Origin of the sequence: Pantoea sp. RG18 (assembly GCF_025910075.1) — a bacterium.
Lineage (GTDB): Bacteria > Pseudomonadota > Gammaproteobacteria > Enterobacterales > Enterobacteriaceae > Pantoea > Pantoea agglomerans.
The window spans coordinates 1-12,175 of sequence record NZ_JAPCIL010000017.1 but is presented as its reverse complement, the minus strand read 5'-3'; the positions used below and the strand labels follow the sequence as shown (position 1 = coordinate 12,175).

At 48.9% G+C, this 12,175-nt stretch carries 15 protein-coding genes and 1 pseudogene; 6 read left to right on the top strand and 10 right to left on the bottom strand.

Annotated elements, in window-relative coordinates; all coding sequences use genetic code 11:
* Positions 1-95 precede the first annotated feature (95 nt).
* A complete protein-coding gene (locus OK409_RS18960; protein ID WP_181451934.1) occupies positions 96-986 on the bottom strand; it encodes a LysR family transcriptional regulator in 891 nt (296 codons plus the stop codon).
* Between the two features lie 129 nt (positions 987-1,115).
* Between OK409_RS18960 and gstA the strand changes: the two genes are divergently transcribed.
* Complete coding sequence (gene gstA / locus OK409_RS18955; protein ID WP_264367316.1) at positions 1,116-1,721, top strand: glutathione transferase GstA; 606 nt, start codon at positions 1,116-1,118, stop codon at positions 1,719-1,721.
* Positions 1,722-1,892: 171 nt separating this feature from the next.
* Positions 1,893-2,636, top strand: a complete 744-nt coding sequence (locus tag OK409_RS18950) for an alpha/beta fold hydrolase (RefSeq protein WP_264367315.1) — start codon at positions 1,893-1,895, stop codon at positions 2,634-2,636.
* On the opposite strand, the gene OK409_RS18945 is transcribed toward OK409_RS18950, so the two are convergent.
* Positions 2,633-2,944: a cupin gene (locus tag OK409_RS18945; RefSeq protein ID WP_010259799.1), complete on the bottom strand. Its 312-nt coding sequence runs from the start codon at positions 2,942-2,944 to the stop codon at positions 2,633-2,635. The two genes, OK409_RS18950 and OK409_RS18945, sit on opposite strands and share 4 nt — an antisense overlap.
* A 435-nt stretch (positions 2,945-3,379) precedes the next feature.
* On the opposite strand from OK409_RS18945, the pseudogene OK409_RS18940 reads away from it, so the two are divergent.
* Positions 3,380-4,201 (top strand): annotated as a pseudogene (locus tag OK409_RS18940) (DUF4225 domain-containing protein).
* Here the strand turns inward: OK409_RS18940 and OK409_RS18935 are convergent.
* Positions 4,173-4,502, bottom strand: coding sequence for a hypothetical protein (locus OK409_RS18935; protein ID WP_022624631.1), 330 nt, complete (start codon positions 4,500-4,502; stop codon positions 4,173-4,175). The pseudogene OK409_RS18940 and the gene OK409_RS18935 overlap by 29 nt on opposite strands.
* Before the next feature lie 631 nt (positions 4,503-5,133).
* Here OK409_RS18935 and OK409_RS18930 point away from each other — a divergent pair.
* Together OK409_RS18930 and OK409_RS18925 are read left to right on the top strand one after the other, a co-directional pair.
* Positions 5,134-5,817: a hypothetical protein gene (locus OK409_RS18930; protein WP_264367314.1), complete on the top strand. Its 684-nt coding sequence runs from the start codon at positions 5,134-5,136 to the stop codon at positions 5,815-5,817.
* A 340-nt stretch (positions 5,818-6,157) separates the two neighbouring features.
* The gene (locus OK409_RS18925; RefSeq protein WP_010670640.1) at positions 6,158-6,778 is read left to right on the top strand and encodes a protein phosphatase CheZ; all 621 of its coding nucleotides are present in this window, start codon (positions 6,158-6,160) and stop codon (positions 6,776-6,778) included.
* Positions 6,779-6,930: 152 nt separating this feature from the next.
* Here the strand turns inward: OK409_RS18925 and OK409_RS18920 are convergent, their stop codons facing one another.
* Together OK409_RS18920 and OK409_RS18915 are read right to left on the bottom strand one after the other, a co-directional pair.
* Complete coding sequence (locus OK409_RS18920) at positions 6,931-7,371, bottom strand: GNAT family N-acetyltransferase (protein ID WP_264367313.1); 441 nt, start codon at positions 7,369-7,371, stop codon at positions 6,931-6,933.
* A gap of 208 nt (positions 7,372-7,579) precedes the next feature.
* Positions 7,580-8,572: a threonine/serine dehydratase gene (locus tag OK409_RS18915; protein WP_029519275.1), complete on the bottom strand. Its 993-nt coding sequence runs from the start codon at positions 8,570-8,572 to the stop codon at positions 7,580-7,582.
* 51 nt (positions 8,573-8,623) lie between these two features.
* On the opposite strand from OK409_RS18915, the gene OK409_RS18910 reads away from it, so the two are divergent.
* The gene (locus OK409_RS18910) at positions 8,624-8,971 is read left to right on the top strand and encodes an ArsR/SmtB family transcription factor (protein WP_167423238.1); all 348 of its coding nucleotides are present in this window, start codon (positions 8,624-8,626) and stop codon (positions 8,969-8,971) included.
* A gap of 408 nt (positions 8,972-9,379) precedes the next feature.
* On the opposite strand, the gene OK409_RS18905 is transcribed toward OK409_RS18910, so the two are convergent.
* The 5 genes from OK409_RS18905 to OK409_RS18885 all read right to left on the bottom strand — a co-directional run.
* Positions 9,380-9,991 carry an SDR family NAD(P)-dependent oxidoreductase gene (locus tag OK409_RS18905; RefSeq protein ID WP_264367312.1) on the bottom strand — a complete coding sequence of 204 codons (612 nt, stop codon included), beginning with the start codon at positions 9,989-9,991 and terminating at the stop codon, positions 9,380-9,382.
* 347 nt (positions 9,992-10,338) lie between these two features.
* A complete protein-coding gene (locus OK409_RS18900) occupies positions 10,339-10,674 on the bottom strand; it encodes a hypothetical protein (RefSeq protein ID WP_259393551.1) in 336 nt (111 codons plus the stop codon).
* Entirely contained in the window at positions 10,638-11,057 is a 420-nt protein-coding gene (locus OK409_RS18895) for a hypothetical protein (protein ID WP_264367311.1), read from the bottom strand. Before OK409_RS18895 ends, OK409_RS18900 begins: the two co-directional genes overlap by 37 nt.
* Positions 11,058-11,123: 66 nt before the next feature.
* A complete protein-coding gene (locus OK409_RS18890) occupies positions 11,124-11,282 on the bottom strand; it encodes a hypothetical protein (protein ID WP_264367310.1) in 159 nt (52 codons plus the stop codon).
* Positions 11,279-12,175: HNH endonuclease signature motif containing protein (locus OK409_RS18885; RefSeq protein ID WP_264367309.1), on the bottom strand; the 897-nt coding region annotated here is incomplete at its 5' end. The genes OK409_RS18885 and OK409_RS18890, both read right to left, overlap by 4 nt.

The window sequence follows — 12,175 nt, the reverse complement described above, 5'->3', positions numbered from 1 at the left end:
CGCGGGCGGGAGAGTCTGCAGACCTCTCTTTCCCGGCCAGCCATTCTGCTGTTTATGATCGGGTAACGGCAGATAAAGTCAGCTGTGCAGTAGGATTATCCGGAGATATTACCCTGTCCTTTACGCAGTCCGTTCAGGAGTGCCTGCGTCGCGCCAGAAGCTTTTCCGGAAGGCGAACAAACCAGCCCGAATTCACGGTGCAGAGGCGGGATGACCGGCATCACTGACAGGCCGCGCCGTTCCGCTGGCAGGGCTGATTCCGGCACCAGCGCGACACCCATGCCTTCACGCACCAGCATGCAGGCGCTGATCCAGTCGCGGACCTTTACGCGCACGTCAGAGAGGTGGAATCCTGACTGTTCCATCAGGCTTTTGCCATTAACGACGCATCCGCCTGTTGCAAGCACAAAGGGCTGGTCTGCCAGTTCCTGCAGGGTTATACCGTTCGCGCCTGACTGACCGATGTGCGGAGCGCTGGCTGGCATGACGGCGACCCATGCGTCCTGTCCCAGTATCACATCAGCACGTCCGGGTGCCGGGTTCATTACCACCCCCAGCTCAACGGTGTCCGCTGCAAGCCACTCCTCAACTTCTTGATCCGTCCCTTCCAGCACCACCACCTCCATGCCCGGATGCAGACGCCTGAAGTTACGCAACAGCCCAGGCAGGAGTGTGGACGTCACAGAGGGAAAGCTGGCAAGCCGAATGCGTCCGCCTTTTAAACCCCGGCTCTCATCAGCCAGCACGCGGATCGCGCTGAGCTGCGACAGCATAATCCTGGCATGTTCAATGACCTGCTCTCCCAGCGCGGTAACACCGATGTGCCGGCGCTCACGCACGAATACCGCGAACCCGAGTGACGACTCTAACTGGGCGATAGCCTGGCTGGCACCGGACTGTGTCATGCCTGTCGTTTCAGCAGCACGCGAAATATTACTGGCATCGGCCACCGCTACCAGCAAGCGCCAGTGCAGAAGATTCATCATGGTTATCAGTAGCCCAGCTAATAGTTAATTATTGAAGTATTAATTTTACAGAATCCTCTGCGTTAAGCACAGTCTGTTCCGTAACGACAAAGAGAATCTCACATCGCTTTCAATGTTAACGGAGAAGACATGAAACTTTATTACGCCCCGGATACCTGTTCGCTGTCACCCCATATCGTGCTGCGTGAACTCGCACTGGAGTTTGAGTTGGTTAAAGTGGATAACAGGAGCAAGCTCACCTCTGACGGACGCGACTTTCGCCTTATCAACCCCAAGGGCTATGTTGCTGCACTGGAACTGGACGACGGGCAGATACTGACTGAAGGGCCGGCGATTGTGCAGTACCTCGCCGACCTGAGGCCGGAAAGCGGGCTGGCACCGCCAGCAGGCAGCTGGGCGCGTGTTCGACTGCAGGAGTGGCTGAACTTCATTACCAGTGAAATCCACGCGGGTTCCGCTCTGTTGTTTAACCAGGCACTGCCCGACGCTGTCCTGTCACTGTTTCGTGAAAAGCTCTTCCGGCGGTTCGACTTTCTGCATGATACGCTCGCCGAAAAAGCGTTTCTGATGGGGCCGTCATTCAGCGTTGCTGACGCCTACCTTTTCACCGTACTGGGCTGGTGTAAGTTCTTCAGCATTGAACTGGATCGCTGGCCTGCGCTGGTGGCGTACAGAGCAAATATCAGTGCGCGCCCTGCTGTTCAGGCGGCATTATGGGCAGAGGCGACGCAGTAAGCGCGGAAAGGTCGGCGGCCTGACGCCAGAGTATGAATAACCGGTCCGCTTTGATCTGCTGCTGGCGCCTTGCGTAACGGTAGTCTGGCGCCAGAAGCAGACGGAAATTTATCGTTTCACCGGGAACGGGTTAATATCTCCAGACTGACCTTTTAGCGGGGAGTCGGCTTTATGATTAACAACACCAGGGCGGAAACCTCTGTCATCAGGCATGCCGACAGGAATTTTGACGTCACGTTATTGAAGGTGAATGAGGCCAGCCAGTGTATCCTTTTTGCGGCAGGTGCTGGCGGAAGTCCATTGCGTCATCTTGAGCTTCTGCAGACCTTTAGCCGCATTGGTATTTCAGTGGTAGCGCCCCATTTCGAACGGTTAACCTCTTCCACGCCCTCAAAGGCTGACTTACTGGAACGCAGCCAAAGGCTGGTCCTCGCCCGCGATGCGTTTTGTCAACATTATGCCTCGATTACCGGCATCGGGCACTCACTCGGCACCGTGATTTTGTTAATGCACGCCGGGGCGACGGCCTGGACTCGCACCAGAGAGAAGGTGACATATGCAGGCAGACAGGATTTGAATCAACTGGTGCTGTTAGCGCCACCTGCGGATTTTTTCAGAGCACCCTCGGCACTCGCCTCCGTGAAAGTGCCTGTCAGGATCTGGACTGGCGAGCAGGACACCCTGACACCGCCATCGCAAGCGCTGTTCATCAAAGAAGAATTAGATAATCGAACTGAGACAGAACTTTGCGTGGTTAAAGATGCCGGGCATTTTACCTTCATGAACATCCTGCCTCCGCACATCACTGACACCCACCCATCACGCGACGCCTTTCTTATCAATCTGGGAGAAGAGATCGCCCGTTTTGTCACTGGCTGGATGGCTCAGCCAGATAATGAATCACAACTTAATTAAACCGATCCCTCTTTTTCAATCACCAGCACGCGGGCGACGCCCTGTGGACGCGCAATATGCTCTGTCCCTTCACTGGCATAAAAAATATCACCAGCGTTGAGTACCCGGCTTTTAACTTCGCCCTGCTCTTTATATTGCATTTCAACGCATCCATCCATGACAGCAAAAACCTCCTGACCATCGTTGATGTGCCACTTATAAGGCTGATCGGTCCAGTGAAGTTTCACGCTGACATTATCGAAGCTGGCAATATGCTGTGAGTCCCAGGCCTTCGAACCGGTAAATTCCTTACTGCAATAAAAATTCATTTTAGCTCTCTTAACAGGAGTGATTTAACGCCATCGACATCATCAATATCAGAGAGAGTTGATCGATTCTATACGTCAGGCATCTGTTGTCCTGATCTGTCCTCTGGTTGTCCGTTTAGGGGCAGAGCGGGGTTGTGACAATCAGTATGACCTGCCCTCTTTTACTGACTTAGCCAGACAGGCGCGACATGCTGATAAAGCGTAACGCGGCCGATGCGCTGGCGATCTCAATTGCATGAGTTTCGCTTTGGGTCGGTTTTCGCTGTCATGCGAATGGCCTCTGTATAAGTGTGAGAGCCACGATCATTTGAAATAAATCCTGATAGTTCATCCTCTAACGTGTTATCCGAAGCAACATATTTTCAACTGTAACGACGGTTTACACCTGTAAATAATGGGGTATTATCGGCGATATTATGTACAGGGAGAAGATAAATGGATGTAGCATTGATCGAAATGATGCGCTCAGGCAGAAGTAAAAACTGGGCTGAAACAATGATTAATCTTTAGGCCAGAAAGCTGATTAATACAGCTAATCATGTGTCCTCAGTCCATCTTTCGAATGGCATGACTCAGGTGAAGTTTGTTCAGGAGATCAGAGATCTGGTTGAGCAGCAGTTTGCGTCTGCCTGACGTGCAAAATCAGAAGAAGAATGCATAGCCTGTATTAAAAATCTGAGGGAAGAAACGGAAAACCTTCAGGAGCAGGACAGAATGCTGCGCATGAAAACGGCGAAACTCTATGCCAAAGTGGAGTTCGTCAGGGAAAATAATAAAATTGTCGGGTATGTCATTTCGGCTGTAAATGTAGTTTTGTCGGGGGCTGAAATAGCTGCTGGCCTGACCCTTATAGGAACTATGACACCATTGGGCGTTCTGGCCGGTGCAGTTTTAGTTACTGATGGTGCGAACGGCATAAGCAAAGAAATTGCGCACTATGTAATGGATAACAAACAGTCTGAAGGATTGGTTGCTGATGCCGCTATGTCCACTGCTGCATTCATGGGGTTCAGCCCTGATAGCGGGCTGGGAATCTATAAATCAATCTCGCTTGTTGCAAATGCCTATAGCGTATTCGGTCTGTTCAGACGCCCTGGAACCTGGCGTCTGTTCAGATATTTGCCCGCGGATTATTTCAGGAAAGTCAGCACTATGAGCCGTCCAAAACTCACAATGAATATAGTCGGTTATGGTGTTAAAGCTAAGGTCATATTTGACCTTATGTCTGTCACTGATGCTGCTCTGAATGAGCCGTGATTCTGCGATAGCGCCATGACTTGTATGCAAGCTTTGCTGGGGCTAAATACCATATAAAAGGCAATACAATCGCAAGTGTGGCCGCCAGCGTGATGCTGGTATCTACGGATGCCAGCATCAGCGTAAGAGCAAGTATGATAAAGGCAATAATAGTAATCCACTTCGAGGCGTTAAAGCGGTTAGCAAGATCATGGATCATGGAATCCAGTGAGCCACCATAATTAGCCATATTGTTTTTCAGTTTTAGTAGATCTGCATGACTAAAGCCGGATTCCAGTAGTGCTTTTTCACTCACTTTCATAGATTTTCATCCTTAAAAATTACCTGAATAGCTTAAGCAAGTTTACCTGAAAACAGCACTAAAAAACCCTTGAAGCGCAGGCTTTCTGTCGCGTGATACTTGTAACCGTCCATTATCCACAGAGCGGGTGGTTAGCTGGGATCAGCATGATGTACCAGTGCGCTTTTCCTGATCTATCAGATAGTGCCCCTTGTGGATGTACTCCTGACCGCGAAACAGCTGCGGCTAATCGGGATTTCCAGATACTGTTGGCATTTACTGAGGGATTGCCAACTCATCAGCCAGCCCTGACCCGTCATCCTGACCATGAATAACCATGTAATACAATCATTTAAATCTGGTCGCTAACTGGTCATCAGTGACCACTGTACGGGTAGACTGCGTTCGCCATCTCCTGTGAACTGGACGAATCGACGCAACGCTATCCTTAAAGATGTGCGAGACGTTGAACATATGGTGATATGTTTGCGGTCAGCAAAAGGGATATGCCTGATAAGTTATGGGCAGTAATAACAACTCACTTCTCAAATCCTTATTATCCCTTAAAAATTAATCGAATAGCCTAAAATACCAGACAGAAATACTATTAATGACGAATCGCCTCTGCTCATACCAATGCCAAAGGTCTGTAATGAAATCGATAAATCTGGAAAACTTGTATCGCTCTGCCAACGAGAACACCCTCTCCATATGGTCAGAAAATGCAGGAGTTGGGGCTGTTAAAGAGGGGAATTACTACGATCCTGTAAGGCTGGCTCTTGCAGCGGGCATTCAGCCGCCGGTGCCCTTTGATGTCTCACGTCTTATTTGTGAATTACAGCAACTCACAAAGGATGATCCCCTTGCCGATATTCTGCCCACACAGGGTTTCCATTATACTTTCTTACCCCTTACCCTGCCGCTCTATAACGAAAACGAGCCATTGCCCGAAAAAATCGATGAATTAACGAATATCTGGAGCGAATTTGATGCAATAAAAATTGTTATCAGAGATTTGCGGTTAGTTGCATTGCCCAGTCAGTTATTGCTTGCGGGGATCCCTGATAGTTCGGCAATAGCCATGCGCCACTCATTCTGCAAAAAAGTTCTGGATTCGAACTGGAAAAATGAGTTGCTGATGCGTCATAACGGCAGCCCATTACCGGCCCCCTTCTGGCACAGCACGATTCTGCGCTACGGCGCTGATTTTTTACCTGCACCCGTGCGTGAGTTTATTTATGGACGTCAGACCATTAATTTTGGGGAGGTTGCTGGAGAATTAAAACTGGCGAGGGTTAACTACAACTGGACAAAATGTTATCCGTTGGCGGATTAATTAAGACGAGGTAATTGCATGATAAATAAAATATCTTATTTTCCACTGCCTGCCCTCGCGTAAACCTTTCAAAAGTGGGTAATACGCCCCTTTTTTCGCTCATAACAGTCATTAATCCGCACACATTCCGCTCTATACCTGACAACCCCCTCCGGCTGAAAAAACAGGGCCTGCGCGCAACACTTTCTGCCTTTTACAACCCTGATGTCGTTAGCTCTATGGTGTCTCATTCACATCATGTCACTTTTTACACGAGTAAAAACCTCAGGAAATTTAAAAAACCGCCGCGTGCTGCCGATAACCTCAGGTATCGAAACTCTGTACGCAGGAAACAACATCCATGTCACCATCCGACACCCATAGTAAGCATCAGGAAATTGGCGAAATTACGGCGCGTGCTGGCTTCATCCTGCGGCAGCTTCGCGACAGTCTGCAACAGCTGGGGCTTGATAAAACCATCGCCGATGTGGCGGGAAGCATCCCTAACGCCCGTGAAAGGCTGGGTTATGTCGTCACAATGACCCGCGAAGCAGCAGAGGGCGTAATCAACAGCGTGGAAATCACGCAGCCTCTGCAAACCGATCTGGGAGAAAAAGCGGAGAAACTCTCGCAACGCTGGGATGCCACATCGGGGACGCCATTAGAAAAAGAACAGACCCAGGCATTAGCGGCAGATACCGTTGCCTTGCTGAATGATGTCCCCCGTGTCACGGGTCTGACGCAACAGCAGTTGCACGCGATTATGATGTCACAGGGCTTCCAGGACCTCACAGGACAGATTGTGCAGGCTATGATGGCCGTGCTGAATCAGGCTGAGCAGCAGCTGATACAGGTCATCCGCGATAATACCGGCTCACATAGCACCGCCGAGCGCACTGCGCCTTCTAAACCCTCCTCCGCACCAGAGACTCCTGCCAGTCAGGATGATGTGGACGACCTGCTGGCCAGTCTGGGAATGTAAGCCGACGTAATAAAATCGCTCTGAGAACGGACGATTAATGATTAAAGCGTTTTCGCCAGGCCACCCAATCGGTCTTGCTGACAGCAAAGATGTTATTTTGGCTAAACGTCCGCTTTGTGCCAGAGGCAGACGTTTATGAAAATGGCAGTGGATTACGCGCTGCGATGTTTCTCCAGTTTGATATCGGTATCGTTAATCTCTTTTTTATTACCCCAGCCGAGCTGCATGTAAAATTTCGCCGCGCGACTATTTTTATCGGTTTCCAGCCACGCAATCTCATGATGTTTGAATAATTCCTGCTCGGCGAGAAAAACCAGCCTGCGACCTATCCCCTGGCCTTCATATTCCGGGAGAACAAAGGCCGCAAAAAGACAGCATTCATCCGGCAAAATCATTGAAAATCCGACTATTTTGTCGTTTTCAGCCGCAACCCAGGCGCAAAGACTCTTTTCAATCATATCGGCCACGACGCTTTCTGTGATTCCCAACTGACGCATTTCTTCACGACTCAAATAATTCTCGAGCACTGAGGTTCTGACTTCGAAAATACTATCAACATCAGAAGCCCGGGCTGTTCTTATATTAATATTCATTAGTCTTACTCCTTGTATGACAAAAATATTTCTTGATGATGATGCCTGACATTCCCTTAAACGAACCATAGAATCTTTAGCAAAAAAGCTGTTAAACGGCAGGCCGTCAAAGGCGGCACTACCTCAAAGCCTGCATAATGAATGAAGCCGTTATGATAAGAACGTTGTGCAATAAGAGCTCAGCCGACCTTAACTCCGCTCTGTTTCTTCATAGTGACGCCTCATTAACTAATTTGAGATAGCGGGAACCCGATATGTTTCTACCACTCACCACGCAGACAACTTTACGCCCGCTCAGTTCTTTTGCATAACGGATGGCTGCCGCAACTGCGGGTACGCCTGAAGGCTCTACAACATGGCTGTGCAGATTAAGCATTAACAGCATCGCTGCTTTAATTTCAGCTTCTGAAACCAGAAGAACACGATCGACGCGATCGCGTATAAGTGGCCAGGTCATCGCTTCAGGCTCTATATAGCCACTTATGCCTTCGGCGATTGACGACGATATTTCCACTGGGATCGCCTCACCAGCTTCTTTCCAGCACGCAAACGTCGGGCTTGCTTCACTCTGCACTGCCCACACTTCGGCTGCAGGGTTTATGCCCTTGATGGCTGTTGCGATACCGGAGGCCAGCCCGCCGCCGCCAATGTTCACGAGAATAACGTCAGCGTCTGGCCAGTCTTCCATGATTTCCAGACCGACGGTGCCGCCTCCGGCAATCATCTGCTGATTATTATAGGCCGAGACGAACGTAGCGCCGGACTGTTGCGCTGCAACAATGGCTTCCTGCCTTGCATCTTCAATGTTGTCAAAAAACGTAACCTGCGCACCATAACTTTTCATTGCAGAAACCTTAATCGGGTCTGCTGAAAACGGTAAGAATATGGATACGGGTATGCCTGCCGCATGTCCCGCACAGGCAAGCCCTAAACCATGATTCCCTGCCGTCGGGGCGATGACGCCGGCACGTCGCTGGTCTGCATTAAGACTGGCAAGAACGTTTGCAGCACCTCTCAGCTTAAAGCTACCCGTATGCTGAAGATTTTCCATCTTAAGCCTGACCTCCGTCCCGACAAGAGCAGACAGCGAGTGGGAAGGCTCCAGTGGAGTTTTGCATACTGTTGATTTAATTCGCCCGGAAGCGGCATAAATATCTTTCAGCGTGACACTGTCTGTTAGCCTTTGTCTGTGGTTTGTCATAGTATGCCCCTAAAGTTATATAAGAAAATGACTATATAGGCGATTGACTATATGCACAACTCAAAGACATTAATGGCCGATATTTTTCGTGCCCTTGGTAATGAGCATCGGCTCGTGATTGTTGAATGGCTGTCCGATCCAGAGTCACATTTTCCGGTGCAGCAGGACGGCGATCTGGTTAAGGATGGTGTGTGTGTCGGATTTATCACCGAAAAAATTGGACTGAGTCAGCCCACCGTGACAGGCCATCTGCAAATTCTTGCTAAGGCCGGAATTGTGACATCGAAACGTATCAAGAACTGGGTGTTCTATAAACTTGATAGACAACGGATGGATGAAGCTACGTCAATGTTGTCTGGATATGGGAAGCAGGCGACTGATTCACCTGAACAGCCATAATTGGTCAGTATGTGTATTTACAGGGCAGGAAATCCAGTGTGTGTGTATATCTCGCCCCTGGCGTGCCCGCCTTTCAGATAAATTTATTCGGTCATCGTTATCTGTTGTCATCTTCTGTAAAACTGCCGTTTAACTTCAGAAACTACCCCGGCTGATGACCAGCCTGTAGGTCTGGGTCCACTTTTCATTCAAAGCGGACCTTATGACCTAACTTTCTGTACGAGCCGTGCCTGAGGCGGCCATTAATTACATTCAGATGCGCTAAGAAACATTGAGCCGCTTATTTTCCTTCAGGATGATTCGGACATATTTGAGAACCGACTGCGCACGACACGCCAGGCATTCTGCCGCAACCCGTCAACCAGCCTGCCTCATCCAGGCAGGTGGAATGCTTTTATTAGGCGAGATTCACCAGGGTGCGCGCTCTCCATCCAAAAAGAATCCTGCGGTGATTGTCTGGGATGCTTCAGCAGCGAGCCAGACGATCCCCCTGGCCGCCTGGGATACAGTTCGATAACCGGTATGTCCGTTAAAATCGGTGGCCGTATATCCCGGGTCAACTGCGTTTACGCTGATGCCATACTCAGACAGTGAATTGGCAAATGCCACCGTAACGCCATTTAATGCCGTTTTTGAACTGGTATAGCCCAGTGCCGCTACCTGAGAGTAGGGATGCGCTTTGTCAGATACCCATTCCAGCGATCCCAGCCCGCTGCTGACCATGATAATCCGGGGTTCATCACCCAGTTTGAGCAGCGGCAGAAAAGCCTGCGTTACTCTGATGACGCCGAAAACGTTGGTGTTATACACCGTCATAATATCGCTGATGCTCTGCGACTCAGGCGCGATGGGCCAGGTTCCGGGAATACCCGCATTGTTGATCAGCATATCTAGTTTTCCATCTTCTGACTTTATCTGCCCGACGGCCGCATCAACACTTTTCTGGTCTGTCACGTCAATGATAGCCAGCCGCACTTTAATGCCTTCCGACGGCAACCGGCTGTCGCCGTCTTTGAACACTGGCTGCAGCCCTGCTTTACGACGGGTGAATTGCAGCCTGTGCTTCCGGAGTGGTGGCCCGAATTTGAAGGTCCCTTGCTCTACTTTCCCAGCCGCTTTATGTCAGCACCTCTGCGCGCTTTTGTGGATTTCCTGAAAAAGGTACAGTCAATGCCTGAACCGCTCGATTGACTGCAGTAGCAGGCCCGCCAGTCGATATTGAGCTCGGCTAACAAGCTCACCTCTTTTTTGACAGGTTGTGGCAGGTTAAAACGCACTGGAGGCATGGGTCCGCGTTTCAGACCGCTTTGTGCCATAAGCGGAAGTTTATAGCCCAAAATGCTGCAAGCAAAACGAATGTTTTAAAGTTACACAGCCAGTGAATCCAGAGTCACTAAATGGGTAAGGGATACACATTTTTGCTTTACAACAAAATCTGTTTCTTCCGCCTCTTGTGGAAGCATGTATAAAATATCCAGCGGCAATTCCACTCCTGCAAGCTTCAGCTCTGATTTGAGTTGGATTAATGCTTCTCCCTCAGGGCCAATAACCAAAATATCGTAATCAGTGCCAACCCCAGAAAGCGACGAACCAAACATAAAGCATTCAAAAAACTTTAATGTCTGGCACGTTTTTAAAAGATGGCGTGCCACATCACTTACCGACATCAACGGCGAAGAATTAACTCCTTGAATTCTGACCATTTCATGACTCCGCAACCAAGTTCACGCCCAGCTTCAAGGGCATTTTTAGTAGGATCTCCGTTTGGATTAATATTCCACATGACATCAACAGGACCAAACCTTTCCCAAAAAGATCTCACTGCATCAGCTGTAGGTTCGTACTCAAGGAGCATGCCCACCCTCAGCTTGCGACCATCGGCTAAATTAATATTGAATACGCGATCAAACTCCCGCGCTATGCTCCTTACAACTCTCATTTGAGTTATAAGTCGATAAGAGAAAAAATAATCTTTGTGAGCAGCAATATTAACAGTGTTGTCTGAAAGGGCAGAATATAAGGTGCCTGCATTGCCCCATCCTATTTTTTCGCCACTTAAGTACTTGATAGCTTCACCTGTCCACACACACTCTGTCCTGTAACCACAGATAAAATCCAAATCAGGGAATTTTTCATGATACTGCTTTGCTATTTAAATAGTGATCTCATGTGATGCGGAAATAATAGCTAATGTGTCAGGCCTGTCGTGGATAGAGATTTTGATAGCATCATCACTGACATGTTCTGCGGAACCGGTTCTTTTGAAGTGTTTATTTATATTTTCAAGTGCATAATTAACTTGCCAGCTCATGCAAATATTCCATCCATATCTTGAGGGTAACGTATAGCCCTTCCAGAAACACCACAAACATGGCGTTCAGAAAGTCCACGAACATGCTCTTTGTATTGCGCAAAGGTTTCCCGCTCGTCGGCTGTCAGATGGCATAAGTTCATGCTTATGATCGCCTGAATGCGGAAGTGATTAGGTAAAATGACACTTTTCATCCTTTGCAACCATATCTGTGCCGTTTCAGACTCAGGATTGATCTCAAACCTTGCCCCCTCAACAGGAGCGAACTCTTTCCATATAGCCTTACTTTCATCCATAGCTGCTATGACAGCCTCTCTCGCTTGCCCTCTATCTTCATAACGAATAATACCCTGCTTATGCGCTAAGGCTGCAAGATGGTTGCTCTTCCAGCCTAAAATCATGCCTCTTGAGAATGATTCAGGCGCTTTATCGATAATAGTGTGGCAAGTTGGACATAGCAGTATGAGGTTTTCAAATGAGTCTGCTTCAAACTCCTCAGCAGGCCTCTCTTCGTGGCGGGGCCCAGTTTCACCATGAGGAATGACATGTGCCATTTCAGCTATATGCTTATCACCGCCTATCTCTGCCGGGAAAAGTGGCTCAAGACAGCCAGGGTTCTGACAATGACCTGCTGATGCCGAAAACAGCCGCAATTTGGTTTCGTTTGGGATACTTTTCCGGATAGCCATAGTAGATTCCAAGGGCTTGATTATAAGGATGAAAACACACTGTACTACACCTGCTATAGCATACAGTTGACCCGCCTCATATTGCACTGAGTTTTCATCAAGCGCTTTTCCATGTAGATAATAATTTCGAACTTCCGCTTGTCGCTCATACGGGACACTCATAATCACATCTCCTGACCCAATGGAGATTGAACATGACAACAT